We start from the raw sequence: 19,825 nt of genomic DNA on the forward strand, positions 1-19,825 counted from the left end.
TAGGGACTAGTGGTTTCCGCCCCCTCGTTGGGGGCGGTTTTATCATTCGAAACTGAACAAGCATGCCCCCCTCTGCCCTGCCGGGCATCTCCCCCACAGGTGGGGAGATCGACTCGCGGCAAGGCTCCGCCCTTTCTCATCTGTAGAGACAGAGCGACGCAGGCGCGTCTTGCCGATCTCCCTCCTTGTGGGGGAGATGCCCGGCAGGGAAGAGGGGGGTAAGCCACTTACTCATCGCCAGATAAAATACACCGCCGCTCCAAGGAACCCGACATGACGATCCGATCTTTTCTCGGAGCCATCTTCCTCTTGCTCACCCTGGGGATCGCCGCCCAGTCCCTCGCGCAGAGCGATCCGAAGTCGCTGATAGACCAGCTCGGCACGGCTGACTTCAAGCAGGCCGAAACATTGATCGGCCAGATTGCTGCCACCGGCGACGCGCGGGTGGTGCCGGCGCTTGAGGCTTTTGCATCAGGCGATCTTTACGTGCGCAAGGCCGACAATCTGGTGTTCATGACCAAGCCGTCGGGTTCCAATTTCACACTAATCGATCCGCTGACTGGCGAAAGCGCTGGCGAAGCGCCGAAGGCGGCGGTTACCAAGATCAGGGTCAACAACAATCTGCGTCGCGTCATCCGCGCCGCGATGGGCGGCCTGACGTTGCTCAGTCCGGAACGCTCGGTGCGGCTTTCCGCCGCCGATGCGGTTCTGAAAGCCCCCAGTGCCGAAAATCTGGAATTGCTGGAAGCGGCCATATCCAAGGAAACCGACAAAGAGGTGCGGACGCGGATGGAGGAGGCGCGGGCTGTCTCGCTGCTCTCTTCCGACCGCCCCCTCGAGGTGAAGAAAGAAGCGATCGCCACCATCAAGGCGCTTGGCGGGCGCGATGCGATCAGCATTCTGATGGCGGCGACGCCCACGGTTGATCCGAGCCTGAAGCCGGATGTGGACGAGGCGATTTCGAGCATCGAGAGTTCCCTTGCCTTCTGGGATTACGCACAGAATGTCTGGTACGGCCTGTCGCTCGGCTCGGTGCTGCTGCTCGCCGCCATCGGTCTTGCCATCACCTTCGGCGTCATGGGCATCATCAATATGGCGCATGGCGAGATGGTGATGATCGGCGCTTACTCCACCTTCATGGTGCAGGAGTTGATCCGCAGCCATTTCCCCGGCCTGTTCGACTGGTCACTGGCGATTGCCCTGCCGGCCGCCTTTCTGGTCACAGCCTGCGTCGGCCTCATCATGGAGCGCGGCGTCATCCGCTATCTCTACGGGCGACCGCTGGAAACGCTGCTCGCCACCTGGGGTATCTCGCTGATCCTGCAACAGGGCGTGCGTTCCATCTTCGGCCCGACCAACCGTGAGGTCGGCAGCCCGAGCTGGATGTCCGGCTCCTTCAGCGTCGGTTACCTCAATTTCACCTGGAACCGCGTGTGGATCGTCTGCTTCTCGCTTTCCGTCTTCTTCGCGCTGCTGGTGCTTTTGAAGCGCTCCGCCTTCGGCTTGCAGATGCGCGCTGTGACCCAGAACCGCCGCATGGCCTCTTCCATGGGCATCCGCACGCCCTGGGTGGATGCCTTCACCTTCGCGCTTGGTTCCGGCGTTGCCGGCCTTGCCGGGGTAGCGCTGTCGCAGATCGACAATGTCTCGCCCAATCTCGGCCAGAGCTACATCATCGACAGTTTCATGGTGGTGGTGTTCGGCGGGGTCGGCAATCTCTGGGGAACGCTCGTGGGTGCGCTGTCGCTCGGCGTGCTCAACAAGTTCCTTGAGCCGACGGTGGGCGCCGTGCTCGGCAAGATCCTCGTTCTCGTTCTCATCATCCTGTTCATCCAGAAGCGGCCGCGTGGTCTCTTTGCACTCAAGGGAAGGGCGATCGAAGCATGATTACCGGCTTCCTCCTGCGCGCGCTCGATCGCCGCATTTCCATCGCCATCGGCATCATCCTGGCCATCGCCGTGCTGGTGCCCGCCTCCAACCTGCTGTTGCCGGCTGACAGCGCGTTCCGCATCCCGACCTACATCATGTCGATGCTCGGCAAATATCTGGCCTATGCGCTGCTGGCGCTGGCGCTTGATCTGGTCTGGGGATATTGCGGCATTCTCTCGCTCGGCCACGCCGCCTTCTTCGCTCTTGGCGGTTACGCCATGGGCATGTATCTGATGCGGCAGATCGGCACGCGCGGTGTTTACGGCCATCCCGTGCTGCCTGACTTCATGGTGTTCCTCAACTGGAAGGAACTGCCGTGGTTCTGGCACGGCTTCGACATGTTCTGGTTTGCAGCACTGATGGTGCTGGTGGTGCCCGGCCTGCTCGCCTTCGTGTTTGGCTGGTTCGCCTTCCGCTCGCGCGTCAACGGCGTTTACCTCTCCATCATCACGCAGGCCATGACCTACGCCCTGCTGCTTGCCTTCTTCCGCAACGACATGGGTTTCGGCGGCAATAATGGTCTCACCGATTTCAAGGATATTCTCGGCTTTTCCGTGCAGGCGGATGGCACCCGTGCCGTGCTGTTTGCGATGACGGCCGTGATGCTGGCGCTTTCACTGCTGATTGCATCCGGCATCGTCAATTCCAAATTCGGCAAGGTGCTGGTGGGCGTGCGCGATGCCGAAAGCCGGGTGCGCTTCCTCGGTTTCCGGGTGGAAAACATCAAGCTCTTTACCTTCGTCGTCTCGGCCATGATGGCGGGCATTGCCGGTGCGCTGTTCGTGCCGCAGGTGGGCATCATCAATCCTGGCGAATTCTCCCCCGCCAACTCCATCGAGGTGGTGGTTTGGACCGCAGTCGGCGGGCGCGGCACGCTGATCGGGCCGATCATCGGCGCGCTGCTGGTCAATGGCGGCAAGAGCTATTTCACTGGCGCTTTCCCCGAATTCTGGCTGTTTGCACTGGGTGGGCTGTTCATCGCGGTGACGCTGTTCTTCCCCAAGGGCATCGTCGGCACCGTGCAGCATTATCTGGTCGGCCGGCGCGAAAAGCGTGTTGCGCGGGCGGCAAGTGCGGCCGGACAACCGGGCAATGACAGTGCTGCAACAGCGGCGCAACAGGCGGCGGAGTGAGGCTGATATGAACACGGTTTCCGAAAACAGAACCAAAAGCCTGCTTTATCTCGACGGTGTTTCCGTTTCCTTCGACGGGTTCAGGGCGCTCAATTCCCTGTCCTTCGTGGTTGAGCCGGGCGAGCTGCGGGCCATCATCGGTCCGAATGGTGCCGGCAAGACCACGATGATGGATATCATCACCGGCAAGACCCGGCCGGATACCGGCACGGTGCTGTTCGAAGACAGCATCGACCTCACGAAAAAGGACGAGGCGGATATTGCCCAGCTGGGCATCGGGCGTAAATTCCAGAAGCCAACGGTGTTTGAAAGCCATACCGTCTGGGACAATCTGGAACTGGCGTTGAACCGCAAACGCGGCGTCTTCGCCACGCTGTTCTACAGGCTGACAGCGGAGGACAAGGCGCGTATCGAGGAAATCCTCGCCACCGTGCGTCTCAGCCACCGCCGCGGCGATCTCGCGGCCAACCTCTCGCACGGCCAGAAACAGTGGCTGGAAATCGGCATGCTGCTCGCGCAGGAGCCGAAGCTGCTTCTGGTGGACGAGCCGGTGGCCGGCATGACGGATGCGGAGACAGCCGAAACCGCCGTGCTTCTGAAGGAAATCGCCAAGACCCGCTCGGTCGTGGTGGTGGAGCACGACATGGGCTTCATCCGCGAGCTGGGCGTGAAGGTGACGTGTCTTGCCGAGGGCTCGGTGCTGGCTGAAGGGTCGATCGATTTTGTGTCCAGCGATCCGAAGGTGATCGAGAATTATCTGGGGCGGTGATGGAAGCGTCTGCGGCTTTACCCCCGTCTGCCCTGCCGGGCATCTCCCCCACCAGGGCGGAGATCGGCAAGCGGCTAACACCCTACCCCAAGACCAGTAGGCGATGGGACGAGCGGGAACGGCATCTGATCTCCCTCCTTGTGGGGGAGATGCCCGGCAGGGCAGAGGGGGGTAGCGCCGCCCACCAAAGCATCAATGGAGTTGCACCATGCTGAACGTCGAAAACATCAACCTCCACTATGGCGCAGCGCAAGCCCTGCGGGGCGTGTCGCTGAAAGCGGAGATGGGCAAGATCACCTGTGTTCTCGGCCGAAACGGCGTGGGCAAAAGCTCGTTGTTGCGCGCGGTCACCGGCCAGCATGCCATCAGTGGCGGGTCGATCAGCTTTGAAGGGGCGGCACTGGATGGGCTAGCACCTTACCACCGCGCCAAGCGCGGTGTCGGCTACGTGCCACAGGGGCGTGAAATCTTTCCGCTGCTCAGCGTGCAGGAAAACCTTGAAAGCGGTTATGCGCCGCTGCCGCGCAAGGAGCGTTTCATTCCCGACGATATTTTCAGCCTGTTTCCGGTGCTGCAATCCATGCTGGGCAGACGCGGCGGCGATCTGTCCGGTGGCCAGCAGCAGCAGCTCGCCATCGGCCGGGCGCTGGTGACGCGGCCGAAAATCCTCGTTCTCGATGAGCCGACCGAAGGCATTCAGCCGTCGATCATCAAGGATATCGGCCGCGCAATCAAATATCTCAGGGATTCCACCGGTATGGCGATCCTGCTGGTCGAGCAATATCTGGATTTCTGCCGTGAGCTTGCCGACTATGTCTACATCATGGACCGGGGCGAAATTGTGCATAACGGGCTTGCCGAAACGCTGGATACGCCCGAGGCGCGTCGCCATCTGACAGTATAAATCGAGACTAGAAGCCACGCACGCCGATCACGGCGTGCAAACGGCGGATTAATATTTTGAAAGTCTATGCGTGTCTGCATGGCTTTTATGCGCAATTTTAGCATTTCATTGAATAAACGCCTGTGATATTGGCAGCGGAAATGCTGCATGCGAGACACAGACGAAGTCTATTCGCACGCCGCGACAGTTGATCCCTTACATTCCACGCGCGTCCGACGTATCGTCGGGGAAACCGTGCCCAATAAAGGCGTGTCAATGCATCAAGACTTTGCCCTTGGCCGGGCTGCCCGGCTGTTCCGCTCCGCCCGTACCCTGTTTCTGGGTCTTGCGATCTGCGCGAGCGCGAGTGTCGCAGCGTCGGCCTCGACCTGCGGTCAGCTTGCTCAACCCGGCGTGGAACCGGGCAGGCATGATTTTTCCATTCTCTCCAGTGGTCAGAAACGCGAAGGCGTTTATTTCGTTCCATCGGCCTATGACGGAAAAAAACCGGTGCCTGTGGTGTTCGATTTCCACGGCTCCAACAGCAATCCGCACGGCCAGTTGAACCGCAGCGGCTGGGACAAGCTTGCCGAGCGCGACGGCCTGATGGTGGTGGCGCTGGCGGGCAGCCTCAATGGCGAATTGCCCGGCACCCATGCCTGGAATGTTCCTGGTGTTACCACCCGTCCCGGCGGGCTGGATGAGGTAAGCTTCATTCGCGATGCAATTGCCATGGTGAAAGGCAAGTTCTGCGTGGATGAGGAGCGCTTTTACGGTTCCGGTTATTCCGGCGGCGGGCGCATGCTGTCGCAATTCATCTGCAATGGTAGCGCGGATTTCACCGCTGCCGGCTTCGTTGCATCGTTGCGCGCGGGTTATCCGCTGGAGACCGAGGGCAAATGGGGACCGGATGCGGCAAGCTGCAAGCCGGCGCGGCCGATGTCGATCATCGCCTTTGCGGGTCTGAAGGATCCGGCCAATCCCTATCAGGGCGGTGGCAAGTCCTACTGGCAATATGGCGGCGAGACGGCGCTGAAACGCTGGGCGGAAATGGACGGCTGCAAGGGCGGCGCGAAAACCAGACCGGGCGAGAGTTTCACCGTCAATTCCTATGACGTCTGTAAGGGCGGGGCACGTATCCAGTCCTATGTCATTGACAATTGGGACCATGCCTGGCCGCGCGCCACCATGAAGGCGGAAGTGCTGGCAGCGTCGGCGGTCCTTACCCGCAAGCCGGGTGGCGAGCAGACGCCGAAGGCGGAACCCGCCGTGGAGCGCAAGATGCCCACAGGCGAAGTGACGCGCACGGTTGATGCGGCGGAAAGAATGTGGGATTTCTTCCGCAACACGGAAGGACAGATGGTGGTGGATGCCGTCGTCAAAAAAGATTGCGGCGCCAAGGCCGGGTCCGCTTCCGCAACCGTTTCGGAGACCGCGTGCAGCCAGAACAGCAAGCCATCCGCCCTTCCGGTTTCGAAGACAGCGAACCTGCCCGGCAGCAGCGCGCCCGTGGCAGAGGACGCATTGTAACCAAGGCTGTCGAAGGGCGCAGCCGGCTGGACCAATTGTTCCAGGAAGGTTGCGCCAAGATCCGCCTGCCGGATACGTTTTCCAACGAGATCGAGGCCATCCTCATCAACTCCTCCGGCGGATTGACCGGCGGAGATGAAATGGAATGGCAGGCTGTTGCCGGGGCCGGCACCTCGCTGGTGGTGACGACGCAGGCCTGCGAGAAGGTCTACAAGGCATCCTCCGGAACCGCCACCGTCACCGCCCGCGTTTCCGCAGGGCCGGGCGCCCGGTTGCACTGGCTGCCGCAGGAAACCATTCTTTTCGACCGCGCGTCGCTGACCCGCAGGCTGGAAGCCGATCTCGACGCAACCTCCGAATTCATCGCCGTCGAAGCCGTGCTGCTCGGGCGTCAGGCCATGGGCGAAGCGATGCAGCATGGCCTGTTCCGGGATCGCTGGCGCATTCGCCATGGCGGCCGGCTGGTACATGCCGAAGAGCTGTTGCTTGCGGGAGAAGTGGCGGAGCTGACTGCAAAACCGGCGGTGCTTGCCGGGCAGGTGGCCTTTGCCACGCTTCTTTATATCGGGCCTCTGGCCGAGGCGCTTTTGCCTAAAATCCGGGCTATTGCCGGGGAAAGCGGCGGCGCCAGCGAATGGCAGGGCAAGCTTGTCGTGCGCGTGTCCGCCGCGGACGGCTTCTCCCTTAGAAAAATACTTTTTCCGATCATTTCGCTCTTGCGAAACGGCGCGCCAGTGCCGAAAGTCTGGAATCTGTAAAGCTCCGGATCGCCCGCGACAGGCGACCTTCCGGGGTCTGTCAAACAAGTCGGATCGGCCCCCGAAACACTGTGTTTTGCGAGGCAGGTGCGAAAGCTGCGGGACGACGATGAACCTTACTCCGAGAGAAAAAGACAAGCTGCTGATTTCCATGGCCGCCATGGTGGCGCGCCGCCGGCTGGAGCGTGGCGTGAAGCTGAATTACCCGGAAGCGATTGCGCTGATTACCGATTTCGTTGTCGAGGGCGCCCGCGATGGTCGCGCGGTGGCCGACCTGATGGAAGCCGGCGCGCATGTCATTTCCCGCGATCAGGTTATGGAAGGCATTGCCGACATGATCCATGATGTGCAGGTGGAAGCAACATTTCCCGACGGCACCAAGCTTGTGACCGTTCACGAACCGATACGCTGAGGGGGACGATATGGCGCTGGAGCTTCGGCCCAATTGCGAATGCTGCGACCGTGATCTTGCCCCCGACAGTCGGGATGCGATGATCTGCTCGTTCGAATGCACCTTTTGCGCCGATTGCGCGACCGATGTGCTCAAAGGCGCCTGCCCGAATTGCGGCGGCGAGCTGGTTCGCAGGCCCATCCGCCCGGCGGCCAAACTCGTCAACAATCCGGCATCGACAACACGGGTGCTGAAGGCTGAAGGCTGCGCGGCAGCCACCGCTGCTTGAGAGAGAAAAAGGGGGAGCACCATGAAACCAGGCGAAATCATTGCCGCAGAGGGCACCATCGAACTCAATGCCGGCCAGCCGACGGTGACGATCGAGGTGGCCAATACCGGCGACCGGCCGGTTCAGGTGGGCAGCCACTACCATTTCTTCGAGACCAATGCGGGTCTTGTCTTCGACCGCGATAAGGTGCGCGGCATGCGTCTCGACATTCCGGCTGGTACTGCGGTTCGTTTTGAACCCGGCCAGAAGCGGGAAGTGACGCTGGTGCCGCTTTCCGGCAAGCGTGAGGTTTACGGGTTTCGTCAACAGATCATGGGGAGGTTATGAGATGGCGACGGCACATTATCACGGAAGTTGCCAGTGCGGCGACGTGAGCTTCGAGGTCGATGCCGATCTCGACCATACGGTCGTGTGCAATTGCTCGCGCTGCAAGCGCTTGGGCTCGACGCTTGCCTTTGCGCCTCGCGAAAAATTCACCCTGCTTTCCGGCGACGACAAGCTGACGGAATATCTCTTCAACAAGCACAAGATCCATCATCTGTTCTGCTCGACCTGCGGCATTGAGAGTTTTGCCTATGCCGATGGGCCGGATGGGACGCCGATGGTGGCGGTGAATACCAATTGCCTTGATGGTGTCGATCCGCGTGCGCTGAAGCCGCAGGCTTTCGATGGCGCGGCTGCCTGAGTGATGGCCATGACTTTGGAAAAATTCTGTTTCGGTGCGGCTGTCCTGCTGTCTCTTGCGGCGTCTCCCGCATTTGCCGATGACGCGCCCGATTGCACCTCGCCGCAAACGCAGGCCGATATGACCATCTGCGCCGGCAAGGATTACGAAAAGGCCGACAAGCAGTTGAACGCCGCCTACCAGAAGGTCCGCAAGCAGCTTGCCGAGCGTGACAAGACGGCAGACGAGAGCGGCAAGGGTGCCGTGGATGCATTGGTTGCCGCCCAGCGTGCCTGGGTGGCGTTTCGCGATGCCAATTGTGATGCCTTCGGGTTTCAGGCGCGTGGCGGCACGATGGAGCCGATGCTGGTTTCCTCATGCCTGGCCGATATGAGCAACAAGCGCGCTGATGAATTGCGCCAGTTGTCCGAAGGTTTCTGAACGGTATGGGGCGGCGGATCATGATTGTCGGAAACGGAGAAATGCCGCAGGGCGTGGCTGATCTCATCGACCTTTCCGACGTTGTCATCCGCTTCAACGATTGCCGTTCGCTGGGCGCTGGCGGCAGCCGCACGGATGTGGTGGCCGTTTGCAACACCGGCCGGCCCGGCCGCGAGATGAGCGAAGGGGCCGCGTGGCGCGACAATGACGGGGTGCAGCGGGCTTCCGCCATCTGGTCGGTGCGCGATCCCGCGAAATTTTCGCAGATGGAGCCGGATATCCGCGCTCGCTGGCCCGAACTGACCGATTTTTGTGCCGATTATACCGCCGGTTTCGCAGCATTCGCCGAAGAGACCGGCAAGAGCCACATCGTCATTCCGCGCGGGGTGCATGAGCGGCTTGATCACGCATTGCAGGTCTATGCGCCGGCCCCTTATGTCTGCCCGAGCACCGGGCTTCTTGCCATCGCCCATGTTCTGGAGACCGTGAGCGGCGGCGATGACGAGGTGTCGATTGCGGGCTTTGGTCATCAAGGCTGGAACGGACATCCGTTTGCCGCCGAAAAACAGCTTGTAGAGGCCCTCACACACGAGGGCCGGCTGACACGAATTTCTCCCATATCGATTTTCTCCGCGTCCGAAGGAGCCTGAACCCATGCCTTACAAGATTTCCCGCGCCGCCTATGCCGGCATGTTCGGCCCGACCGTCGGCGACAAGGTGCGTCTTGCCGATACCGAACTCTTCATCGAGATCGAGAAGGACTACACGACCTATGGCGAGGAAGTGAAATTCGGCGGTGGCAAGGTCATTCGCGACGGCATGGGCCAGAGCCAGGCGACGCGGGCCGAGGGCGCTGTCGACACCGTCATCACCAACGTCGTCATCGTCGACCATAGCGGCATCTACAAGGCGGATGTGGGCCTGAAGAACGGGCGCATCCACGCCATCGGCAAGGCGGGCAATCCCGATACGCAGCCGGGCGTGACGATCATTGTCGGCCCTTCGACAGAGGCGATTGCCGGCGAAGGCAAGATTCTGACTGCCGGCGGCATGGATGCACATATCCATTTCATCTGCCCGCAGCAGATCGAAGAAGCGCTGATGAGCGGCGTTACCTGCATGCTGGGCGGCGGTTCCGGCCCCGCGCATGGCACGCTTGCCACCACCTGCACCGGCGCGTGGCACATTGAGCGGATGATCGAGAGCTTCGACGCTTTCCCGATGAACCTCGCATTGGCGGGCAAGGGCAATGCTTCGTTGCCCGCGCCGCTGGAAGAGATGATCCTTGCCGGTGCCTCATCGCTGAAGTTGCACGAGGACTGGGGCACGACGCCCGCCGCCATCGACAATTGCCTGACGGTGGCTGACGAATATGACGTGCAGGTGATGATCCACACCGATACGCTGAACGAGAGCGGTTTCGTGGAAGACACGGTTGCCGCCATCAAGGGCCGTACCATCCATGCCTTCCACACCGAAGGGGCAGGCGGCGGCCATGCGCCTGATATCATCAAGGTCTGCGGCAATCCGAACGTCATCCCGTCTTCCACCAACCCGACGCGGCCCTACACCATCAATACGCTGGCCGAACATCTGGATATGCTGATGGTGTGCCACCACCTGTCGTCGTCCATCCCTGAGGATATCGCGTTCGCCGAAAGCCGTATCCGCAAGGAAACCATCGCGGCGGAGGATATTCTCCACGATATCGGCGCGTTCTCGATCATTTCCTCCGACAGCCAGGCCATGGGCCGTGTCGGTGAAGTGGCGATCCGCACCTGGCAGACAGCTGACAAGATGAAGCGCCAGCGCGGCCGCCTGAAGGAAGAGACCGGCGAAAACGACAATTTCCGCGTCCGCCGTTACATCGCCAAATACACCATCAACCCGGCCATCGCACAGGGCGTCAGCCATGAGATCGGCTCCATCGAAGTCGGCAAGCGTGCCGATCTGGTGTTGTGGAACCCGGCATTCTTCGGCGTGAAGCCGGAGATGGTGTTGCTCGGCGGTTCCATCGCCGCGGCACCGATGGGCGATCCGAATGCCTCCATTCCCACGCCGCAGCCGATGCATTACCGCCCGATGTTTGCCGCCTATGGCAAGCTGCGCACCAATTCCTCGGTTACATTTGTCAGTCAGGCGTCGCTGGATGCCGGCCTTGCAGGCCGTCTTGGTGTTGCCAAGAAGCTGATGGCGGTGAAGAACGTGCGCGGCGGCATTTCCAAGGCCTCGATGATCCACAATTCGCTGACTCCGCATATCGAGGTGGACCCGGAAACGTATGAGGTGCGCGCCGATGGCGAGCTTCTGACCTGTGAACCGGCGACGGTGCTGCCGATGGCGCAGCGTTATTTCCTGTTCTGACGGCGTTTCGTGGTGAGATTTGTCACAAGGTGGATCGGCGGTGGCCTGCTGCTGATCATCCTGCTTCTTGTGCTCGGCACCGTCGTGCCGCGACCCTTTTTTGCCGATGAAACAAGCGGCGTGAGGGATCGCGAGATATTGCTGTTATCCAATCCGATCCATACCGATATCGCCCTGCCTGTTGATGACGATCTGCGGCGGGTATTTTCCGAATTGCAGGAGGGCGGTATCGCGGTCAACCATCCGGCTGCTGCCTATCTAGTGTTTGGCTGGGGTGGCCGGTCGTTTTACATACAGACGCCGACATGGGCCGACCTGAAGCCGATGCCGGTCGTGCGCTCTCTGACACTCGACCAGTCGGTGATGCATGTGGATGTGACGGGGGATTTTCCCGCCGACCTTGCCGGGGTGAAGCGCCTTCGCATTTCCGAAGCGGGATATCAGCGACTTGTGGCGGGCATTCGTGCGAGCTTCCTGCGCGACAATGGCAAAGTTCAGCTTATACCCGGTGCTTCCTACAGCCTGACGGATGGATTTTTCGAGGCGAATGGCTGGTTCAATGCGCTGGCCGGCTGCAACACGTGGTCTGCCGCCATGCTGCGGCAAGCCGGCATTCGCACCGGCTGGTGGACACCGTTGCCGCCACTGTTGCGCTGGTCGGTAGCGCTGCACAATTGATCTTCCCGCGGTGCGACGTTTCGTTGATTTGACGTCTGGTAATCCGATTTTTATGCTGCACCGCAGCGCATCTTGCGCTAAAGAAACGGCAAAAGAATTCCGTGCGGATCGGTCCCAAGCGATCCGTGCAAAACGCCAGAAAATTGAAGACAGATCAGGAGACAAGACATGCTCGGCAAAAAAGTGCCCGCCGTTACCTTCCGCACGCGTGTTCGCGACGAGGCCGTTGGTGGCCCCAACCCTTTCCGTTGGCAGGACATGACCTCCGACGATTACTTCAAGGGCAAAAAGGTCGTTCTCTTCTCGTTGCCCGGCGCTTTCACGCCGACCTGCTCGACCTACCAGCTTCCCGATTTCGAAAAGCTCGCGGGCGAATTCCGCGCGCTCGGCGTCGATGAAATCTATTGCCTGTCGGTCAACGATGCCTTCGTGATGAATGCCTGGGCAAAGGGCCAGAACCTCGAAAACGTCAAGGTCATTCCTGACGGTTCGGGTGAGTTCACCCGCAAGATGGGCATGCTGGTCGCCAAGGACAATCTCGGTTTCGGCATGCGCTCCTGGCGTTACGCCGCCGTCATCAATGACGGTATGGTGGAGCAGTGGTTCGAGGAAGAGGGCTATTGCGACAATAGCGATACCGACCCTTACGGCGTTTCCTCGCCGCAGAACATTCTGGAAAACCTGAAAAGCCGCGTTGCGGCCTGATTGCGGTTTGCTTTTTTTGACAAGGCCCGGCAGCGATGCCGGGCTTTTTCGTTTTCCGAGACGCGTTCGACCTGAAAACACGCCTTGAAATCGGCCGGGCTATCCGTCAACAATCGGAACCCCAAGACTGTTTCTGAAATGGATCATCCCATGCTGCGCGTCACGTCCTATCACCCCGCCGGAACTCCAGCCGACGAACCTTCCGGTTATGTCACTCTCGCGCATGACCAGCGGCATCTGCGCCGCAAACTTCTGCATTTGCAGAATGACGAGATGGTGATGCTGGATTTGAAGGAAGCCGTGCTGTTTGCCCATGGCGACCTGCTGGTGGTGGAGAACGGTGATCTGGTGGAGGTTCGCGCTGCGGACGAAAAGCTGTTCGAAATCAAGGCGAAGGACCGTCTTCACCTGATCGAGCTTGCCTGGCATCTGGGCAACCGGCACCTTTCGGCGCAGATCGAGGAGGAGCGTATTCTCATCCTGCGTGACCACGTGATCCGCGCCATGCTGGAAGGCCTTGGCGCAACAGTGCGTGATGTGGAAGAACCTTTCCAGCCGGCGCGCGGTGCTTACCACGCCCATGGCGGCCATTCCCACGGTCACGGGCACGGGCATGACCATGGTCACCATCACGACCATGGCTGAGGCATGAGCGAAGATCGCGGCGTTGCCGCGCTGCTGCGGCTCATGGCCTGGATGTCGCCGGCCTTTCCTGTCGGCGGCTTTTCCTATTCTGGCGGCCTTGAAAAGGCGGTGGAGGACCGGCGCGTCAGTGATGCCGCCGGTCTTTACGGCTGGGTGGAGGTGCTTCTGCGTTCCGGCAGTCTGTGGAACGATGCGGTATTTCTGGCTGATGCCTGGCGTAATGGAACGGACGCCGTCGCCCTGAGTGAAGCGGCGGATCTGGCTCGCGCGCTCGCCGGTTCTGCGGAGCGCTACCGCGAGACGGTGCTCCTCGGCGATGCCTTCGTTTCCGCCGCCGGCGCCTGGCCGCACGCGGTTCTTGAGCTGTTGCCGAAAGAGGTTCCTTATCCTGTTGCCATAGGTGCGGTGGCGGCAGGGCATGGCGTGCCGCTTCGCGAAACGGTTGCCGCATTCCTGCATGCCGGTGTCTCGCAGATCGTCTCCGCCGGTATCCGCCTCGGCGTCGCGGGGCAGAAGGATGGCGTTGCCATTCTCGCCGAAAGCGAGGCGACGATCGGCGAAATGGCGGCACGGGCCGTGCAATCCTCGCTCGACGATCTCGGCAGCGCCACTGTTATCGCCGACACCGCGACCATGCGGCACGAGATGCAGGGAACGCGGCTTTTCCGCTCCTGAATATCTCGCCGCGATGCAGCATTGTCGCCCTTGAAGCGGTCGTGCGAAGCGTTATGGTGGGACAACATCAAAGCATATTGAAGGGAACATGGTTGTGACATCGGGCATGAAATCGGGCAACGGTCCGCTGCGCGTCGGCATTGGCGGGCCGGTCGGTTCCGGCAAGACCGCGCTGACGGAAAAGCTTTGCAAGGCGATGAGCGCCGATTACTCCGTCGCCGTCGTTACCAACGATATCTACACCAAGGAGGATGCGGAAGCGCTGGTGCGCATGCAGGCGCTGCCGTCCGAGCGTATCGTTGGAGTGGAGACGGGCGGATGTCCGCATACCGCCATCCGTGAGGATGCGACGATCAATCTGCAGGCGATTGCCGGTCTCAATGCGCGCTTTCCCGATCTCGATGTTGTCTTCATCGAATCCGGTGGCGACAATCTTGCGGCGACTTTCTCGCCCGATCTTGCCGACATCACCATCTATGTGATCTCCGTCTGTCAGGGCGAGGAAATTCCGCGCAAGGGCGGGCCGGGCATCACCCGCTCGGACCTGCTGGTCATCAACAAGAAAGACCTTGCCCCTTACGTCGGCGCTGATCTGACGGTGATGGACAGTGATGCCACCCGCATGCGCAATGCCATGCCTTTCGTCTTTACCGACATGAAGCGCGGCGATGGTGTCGATCGCATCGTCGGTTTCCTGAAAGAGCAGGGCGGTCTCTGAGACATGACCACGCCCCTCCGTTTTGGTTCCTATGACGTTTCCCGCTTTGTCGATGGTGTCTACAAGGCGCCTGTCGGCCACCTGATCCACCGGCAGGGCGCGGATGCGCTGGCGGCGGCGCTTGCCGGGCATGAGGGCGAAACGGTGGATATGGACGTCAACTGTTTTGTGCTGTCAGGGCCTGATGGTATTTCGCTGATAGACACCGGTTGCGGCACGGCCTGGGGGCCGACCTACGGCCATGCCCGTGCGGGGATGATTGCCGCTGGGATCCAGCCTGATGATGTCAGCCGTGTTATCCTCACCCATATTCACGGCGACCATGCGCTGGGACTTATCGAAGGCGACCAGCCTTATTTTCCCAATGCGGACATATGGGTGCCCGAGGCCGATCTTGCCTTTTTCACCAGCGAGGATGCACGCAAGAGATTGCCGCCTGCGAGGCAGGGCGCCTTCGATATTGCCGCCCGGCTGCTCGACATTTGTGGTGCCATGCTGCGGCCAATCCCAACTGGCAGGATTGCCGAGGGTATGGAAGCCATCGCCATGCCCGGCCATACGCCTGGCCATACCGGCTATCTCATCGGTAACGGCGATGACCGGCTGTTATTGTGGGGCGATGTGCTGCATGTGAGCGCGTTGCAGGCGGACGATCCGGGTATCGGTTTCGTCTATGATATCGATTCCGAAACCGCATACTCGACACGTCTCGATGCGCTGACCCAGGTTGCCGATCACGGCTGGCTGGTTTCCGGCGGCCATCTTGGCGGGTTTTTCCGCGTCGAGCGAGAGGGCGATCGCTTCCGCTTCGTGCCGCAGCCGGTCTGATATCCTGCTCGACAAAAAATTAGAGGACGGGATACCCGTAGGCGTCCCGTCCTCTTCCTCTCCCCGGTACTTCTTCAAATCTGCTTCAGCGCCGCGACATCATTGACCTGCACGATGCGGCCGCGAACGGTGACGCCCGCCTTTTTCAGTGCGGAGAAAGCGCGCGACAGCGCTTCCGGCGCAAGGCCGAGCTTGCCGGCGAGCAGGCTTTTCTGGAACGGCAGACGCAGCGAAAAGGACGTAGCGTCGCGAGGCCCCTGATTGATCAGGTAATGGGCAACGCGTTGCGGCGCGGTTTGCAGCCGGTCGTTGGCAATGCAATCCATGGTGCCGAGCAGGCTGTTGGAGAGGCAGCGCATCACGGCCTTGGCGATTGCCGGTTCCTGATCCACAAGGCTGCGGATTCTTGCCAGTTCGAAACGCGCCACGGTGCAGCTTTCCGCCGCCTGCGCGCTGTAACGATAGCTGTCGCTGCCGAAGATCAGGCATTCGTTGAAGGTATCGCCCGGACCGCTGACACGCACATCCGCCTCGCGCCCGTGCCTGTCCAGCCGGTAAAGGCGGACATAGCCCGACAGCACACAGTAGAAATATTGCGCTGCCTCGCCCTCCTTGAAGAGCACATGGCGGGCATTGAGATTGGTGACGGTTGCCGCCTCCATCAGTTTCAACGCCGCCGCTTCATCCGCAATCCCTATCAGGGGCACGCGCAGCAGAATGTTCCTGTCCCTGTTGCTCAGCTTTACGGTCTTGTTCACGTCCATCCGGCTCCCGCTCAAACCTTTTGCCGGGTTGTCCGAAGCGATACGAAACCGGGGATGTTCCTTTTCCCTCACGCCTATCTGAAAAGAGCTCATCGCATTATCCTTCGACCGGCAATTCCCGATGCGAGGGAGATTAGCAGTTCACCTGAAAAGCGAATTGATTTCGATCAAATGGGTTTGGCGTTGTTGTGCGGGGAGCAGGGAAATGTGGAGCGAGTGGGTGCGGCCTATCTCTTCTCCCCGGCGTGGAGAAGAAGCCAGCCGCAACGCAGTCGCGACCAAGCAAACTCACCACAAAAGGAAACGCCGGGCACTGGACCCGGCGTTTTAACTTTCACTCGGCAGCGAGCGGCGGCAACCGCAATATATTGCTGCCTTTGTCACCGGATTTTTCACCGGAGCCTTTTTCCATGCCGGCGACGCGCGCTTCCAGCGAGGAGAGCGCCAGGCTGTTTTCGCGGGCGATCTCCGAGAGTTTTTCGTTGGAGAGCGACTCTTCCTCCTCTTCCTTCTTGCCGACGAAGCGGCCGAATAGGTGGGCGAGCAGGCGCGACAGGTCATCCATGATCAGGAAGAAGGCGGGGACCACGATCAGGGACAGCACCGTGGAGACGATGATGCCACCGATCACTGCAATCGCCATCGGCGCGCGGAAGGAGCCGCCTTCGCCGACGCCAAGTGCCGAGGGCAACATGCCCGCCGACATGGCGATGGAGGTCATGATGATCGGGCGGGCGCGCTTGCGGCCGGCCTCGACCATGGCATGCACCCGTTCCATGCCGTGCCGGCGCATTTCAATGGCGAAGTCCACCAGAAGGATGGCGTTTTTCGTCACGATACCCATCAGCATCAGAATGCCGATGAGAACGGGCATGGAAAGCGCGTTCTGCGTGATGATGAGCGCCACGGCCACGCCGCCAATGGCGAGTGGCAGTGAGAACAGGATGGTGAAGGGTTGGATGATATCCTTGAACAGAAGGATAAGCACCACCAGCACCAGCAGCAGGCCGAGCAGCATGGCGTTGACGAAGCCCTGCTGCATTTCGCCCTGCACCTTGGCATCGCCGCTTTCGGCAAGGCGAACGCTTGCCGGCAGTTCGGTTTCCGAAACGATCCGCTTGAACTCCGCCGTCGATGTATCGAGCGCTGTGCCGAACGGTACATCGGAGCCGATGGAGACGACGCGGTTGCGGTCGTTGCGCTTGATCGAGCTTGGACCTTCCGAATAGTCGATATCGGCAACACTGTAGAGCGGCACCAGCGAACCGGATGCGGTCTTGACCTTCAGCGCGCGGATGGTGGCGAGGTCACGGCGGGTATCGATGGATGCCTGCACGCGGATCGGGATCTGCCGGTCGTCCAGCGAGATTTTCGTCAACTGTGCGTCGATGTCACCGATGGTGGCGACACGCACCGTCTGCGAAATCTGCTGCGGCGTGATTCCGAGGCGGGCGATCTCGTCCTTGCGCGGGCGGATCTGCAGTTCAGGACGGGGAAGCGCTCCCTCCGAGCTGACATTGGCAAGGATGGGCGAGGCGCGCAGGCGGCTTTCGAGAATGCCGACGGCGTCGTTCAGATCCTTCTCGTTGGACGAGAGGAAGTTGAAGCTCAGTTCGCGTTCCGCGCGGTCGTTCAGCTTGATGATGCGCACATCCGGAATGCTGCGGACCTTGGCGAAGATATCCCGCTCCACATCCCACTGCGGACGGACACGGCCCTTTTCCTCGATCTTCGGAAGATATTGGCCGACGAGCGGAAACGAGCCGAGACCCTTGTTGACAAGGGTTTTCAGCAGCGAATGGTCGATATGCTGGAGAATGACGTTGACGGTGGCGCGGCGAAGCTCCAGATCGCCCTTGGGCGAGGCGCCGCCGAGTATGAAGACGCTTTCCACACCGTTGATATCGCGGATGGCGTGGAAGATTTCGGTCGTCGTCCGGTCTGTCTCGTCCAGCGTCGCATTGGGCGGCAGTTCCACCGAAAGCGTTACGCGCGAGGCGTCGTCCGGCGGCAGGAAGCTGCCCGGCACCTGGCTTAGAAGCATGACGGAAGCAATGAGGAAGCCGATGGCGCCGACCAGCGTCAGGTAACGCGCCCACCATTTGGAGGTGGTGGCGGAAACCATGCGCGTATAGGCTTTCATCAGCCAGCCATCATTGTCGGCATGGTCGTCCATCGCGTCTTCGGCGCGCATCAGATAGGCGGCCATCAAGGGCGTGATGAGACGGGCGACCGCCAGCGAGAAGAACACCGAGAAGGCGACCGTCAAACCGAACTGGATGAAGTACTGGCCGGGAATGCCGGGCATGAACGACACGGGCACGAAGACGGCGATGATGGTGAAGCTGGTGGCGATGACGGCAAGGCCGATTTCGTCTGCGGCTTCCAGCGAGGCGCGATACGGCGTCTTGCCCATCTTGATGTGGCGGGCGATGTTCTCGATTTCCACGATGGCGTCGTCCACGAGAATACCCGTGGCGAGCGTCAATGCGAGGAAGCTGACGAGGTTGAGCGAGAAGCCCATGATGTCCATGATCCAGAATGTCGGGATCGCGGAGAGCGGCAGGGCCACGGCGGCAATCAGGGTAGCGCGCCAGTTCCTGAGGAACAGCAGAACCACGATGACGGCGAGGACCGCGCCTTCGATCAGCGTATCGAGCGCTGCCGTATAGTTGCCATAGGTGAAGTAGACGGCGTCATCGACCATCTGGATCGCGACGTCGGGATGGTCCTTGCGGACCTGATCGAGGCTTTCGGCCACGGTTTTTGCGACCGAAACCTCGCTGGCGCCCTTGGAGCGGAACACCGCAAAGGTAACGGCGGGGTTGCCGTTGAAGCGCGAGAAGGACTTCTGCTCCTCATAGGTGTCCGTGACGGTGCCGAGTTCGGCGAGCTTTACGAAACGGCCATTGGAGAGCGCGATGGTGGTGTTGGCAAGCTGGGTGACGTCGCGGGTGTCGCCCAGCGTGCGGATCGTCTGTTCGTTGCCGCCAACCTGGCCGCGGCCGGAGCCGAGGTCGATATTGGTGCCGCGCAGCTGGCCGTTCACTTCGCTTGCGGTGATGCCGTAGGCGTCGAGCTTTTCGGGGCTGAGCGAAACGCGCACTTCGCGGTCGGCGCCGCCGTAACGGTCGACCTTGCCGATGCCGGACTTGCCCTGCAGCGAACGCTTGATGGTGTCATCCACGAACCAGGACAGTTCTTCCAGCGTCATGTTCGGCGAGGAGACGGCAAAGGTCTGGATTGCCTGGCCTTCCACGTCGATCTTGCTGACAACAGGTACTTCGATATCGGATGGCAGATCGCTGCGGATCTTGTCGATAGCGTCCTTGACGTCCTGAACCGCCTCTTCCGTCGGCTTTTCGATGCGGAAGACGACGGTTGTCAGGGATTGTCCGTCGGTGACGGTCGACTGGATTTCGTCGACGCCGCTAATGGCGGCGACAGCGTCTTCGATCTCCTTCGTCACCTGCATCTCCAGCTCGGACGGCGAAGCGCCGCTCTGGGTCACGGTGACGGCAACGACGGGAACGTCGATATTCGGAAAACGGGTGATCGGCAGGGCGTTGAAGGCCTGGATGCCGAGGAACATCAAAAGCGCGAAGCCGAGAAGCGGCGCAATCGGGTTACGGATTGACCATGCGGAGAAGTTCATTTCATT

21 protein-coding genes are annotated in these 19,825 nt (G+C 60.8%); 19 read left to right on the plus strand and 2 right to left on the minus strand.

Going from position 1 to position 19,825, the window contains the following annotated elements:
• Positions 1–273 precede the first annotated feature (273 nt).
• From urtB to aidB, 19 genes are all read left to right on the plus strand, one after another.
• Positions 274–1,887 (plus strand): urea ABC transporter permease subunit UrtB, encoded by a 1,614-nt coding sequence (gene urtB, locus ACQZ5Y_RS10210; protein WP_174049909.1) that lies wholly within the window; start codon positions 274–276, stop codon positions 1,885–1,887.
• The gene (urtC, locus tag ACQZ5Y_RS10215; RefSeq protein ID WP_003513919.1) at positions 1,884–3,062 is read left to right on the plus strand and encodes an urea ABC transporter permease subunit UrtC; all 1,179 of its coding nucleotides are present in this window, start codon (positions 1,884–1,886) and stop codon (positions 3,060–3,062) included. The genes urtB and urtC overlap by 4 nt, the downstream gene beginning before the upstream one ends.
• A 7-nt stretch (positions 3,063–3,069) precedes the next feature.
• On the plus strand, positions 3,070–3,831 hold the full coding sequence (urtD, locus tag ACQZ5Y_RS10220) for an urea ABC transporter ATP-binding protein UrtD (protein ID WP_003513917.1): 762 nt from the start codon (positions 3,070–3,072) through the stop codon (positions 3,829–3,831).
• Between the two features lie 208 nt (positions 3,832–4,039).
• The gene (gene urtE, locus ACQZ5Y_RS10225) at positions 4,040–4,735 is read left to right on the plus strand and encodes an urea ABC transporter ATP-binding subunit UrtE (protein ID WP_111790613.1); all 696 of its coding nucleotides are present in this window, start codon (positions 4,040–4,042) and stop codon (positions 4,733–4,735) included.
• Between the two features lie 255 nt (positions 4,736–4,990).
• Entirely contained in the window at positions 4,991–6,244 is a 1,254-nt protein-coding gene (locus ACQZ5Y_RS10230; protein ID WP_019565111.1) for a CE1 family esterase, read from the plus strand.
• A complete protein-coding gene (locus ACQZ5Y_RS10235) occupies positions 6,151–7,002 on the plus strand; it encodes an urease accessory protein UreD (RefSeq protein ID WP_162995206.1) in 852 nt (283 codons plus the stop codon). The genes ACQZ5Y_RS10230 and ACQZ5Y_RS10235 overlap by 94 nt, the downstream gene beginning before the upstream one ends.
• Positions 7,003–7,111: 109 nt before the next feature.
• Positions 7,112–7,414, plus strand: a complete 303-nt coding sequence (locus ACQZ5Y_RS10240) for an urease subunit gamma (protein ID WP_003513909.1) — start codon at positions 7,112–7,114, stop codon at positions 7,412–7,414.
• 10 nt (positions 7,415–7,424) lie between these two features.
• Complete coding sequence (locus ACQZ5Y_RS10245) at positions 7,425–7,682, plus strand: DUF1272 domain-containing protein (RefSeq protein ID WP_013636714.1); 258 nt, start codon at positions 7,425–7,427, stop codon at positions 7,680–7,682.
• A 21-nt stretch (positions 7,683–7,703) separates the two neighbouring features.
• Complete coding sequence (locus ACQZ5Y_RS10250) at positions 7,704–8,009, plus strand: urease subunit beta (RefSeq protein ID WP_003491734.1); 306 nt, start codon at positions 7,704–7,706, stop codon at positions 8,007–8,009.
• Position 8,010: 1 nt separating this feature from the next.
• Entirely contained in the window at positions 8,011–8,367 is a 357-nt protein-coding gene (locus tag ACQZ5Y_RS10255; protein WP_003513905.1) for a GFA family protein, read from the plus strand.
• A 9-nt stretch (positions 8,368–8,376) separates the two neighbouring features.
• Positions 8,377–8,787: a lysozyme inhibitor LprI family protein gene (locus ACQZ5Y_RS10260; RefSeq protein ID WP_174049907.1), complete on the plus strand. Its 411-nt coding sequence runs from the start codon at positions 8,377–8,379 to the stop codon at positions 8,785–8,787.
• A 5-nt stretch (positions 8,788–8,792) separates the two neighbouring features.
• Complete coding sequence (locus ACQZ5Y_RS10265; protein WP_174049906.1) at positions 8,793–9,437, plus strand: Urease operon accessory protein; 645 nt, start codon at positions 8,793–8,795, stop codon at positions 9,435–9,437.
• A 4-nt stretch (positions 9,438–9,441) separates the two neighbouring features.
• Entirely contained in the window at positions 9,442–11,151 is a 1,710-nt protein-coding gene (gene ureC / locus ACQZ5Y_RS10270) for an urease subunit alpha (protein ID WP_013636712.1), read from the plus strand.
• A 9-nt stretch (positions 11,152–11,160) separates the two neighbouring features.
• On the plus strand, positions 11,161–11,829 hold the full coding sequence (locus tag ACQZ5Y_RS10275) for a TIGR02117 family protein (RefSeq protein WP_174049904.1): 669 nt from the start codon (positions 11,161–11,163) through the stop codon (positions 11,827–11,829).
• Positions 11,830–11,997: 168 nt separating this feature from the next.
• On the plus strand, positions 11,998–12,534 hold the full coding sequence (locus tag ACQZ5Y_RS10280; RefSeq protein ID WP_113292434.1) for a peroxiredoxin: 537 nt from the start codon (positions 11,998–12,000) through the stop codon (positions 12,532–12,534).
• Positions 12,535–12,684: 150 nt separating this feature from the next.
• Complete coding sequence (gene ureE / locus ACQZ5Y_RS10285; RefSeq protein ID WP_038492924.1) at positions 12,685–13,179, plus strand: urease accessory protein UreE; 495 nt, start codon at positions 12,685–12,687, stop codon at positions 13,177–13,179.
• 3 nt (positions 13,180–13,182) lie between these two features.
• Positions 13,183–13,854 (plus strand): urease accessory protein UreF, encoded by a 672-nt coding sequence (locus tag ACQZ5Y_RS10290; protein ID WP_174049902.1) that lies wholly within the window; start codon positions 13,183–13,185, stop codon positions 13,852–13,854.
• A 106-nt stretch (positions 13,855–13,960) separates the two neighbouring features.
• Positions 13,961–14,572, plus strand: a complete 612-nt coding sequence (gene ureG, locus ACQZ5Y_RS10295) for an urease accessory protein UreG (RefSeq protein ID WP_003520595.1) — start codon at positions 13,961–13,963, stop codon at positions 14,570–14,572.
• Positions 14,573–14,575: 3 nt separating this feature from the next.
• Positions 14,576–15,400: an AidB family quorum-quenching N-acyl homoserine lactonase gene (gene aidB / locus ACQZ5Y_RS10300; RefSeq protein ID WP_174049900.1), complete on the plus strand. Its 825-nt coding sequence runs from the start codon at positions 14,576–14,578 to the stop codon at positions 15,398–15,400.
• Between the two features lie 74 nt (positions 15,401–15,474).
• Here aidB and ACQZ5Y_RS10305 read toward each other — a convergent pair whose 3' ends face one another.
• A complete protein-coding gene (locus ACQZ5Y_RS10305; protein WP_019565122.1) occupies positions 15,475–16,164 on the minus strand; it encodes a Crp/Fnr family transcriptional regulator in 690 nt (229 codons plus the stop codon).
• Positions 16,165–16,498: 334 nt separating this feature from the next.
• On the minus strand, positions 16,499–19,819 hold the full coding sequence (locus tag ACQZ5Y_RS10310) for an efflux RND transporter permease subunit (protein WP_174059887.1): 3,321 nt from the start codon (positions 19,817–19,819) through the stop codon (positions 16,499–16,501).
• Between the last annotated feature and the right edge of the window lie 6 nt (positions 19,820–19,825).

Source organism: Agrobacterium sp. A3-95 (assembly GCF_053521785.1).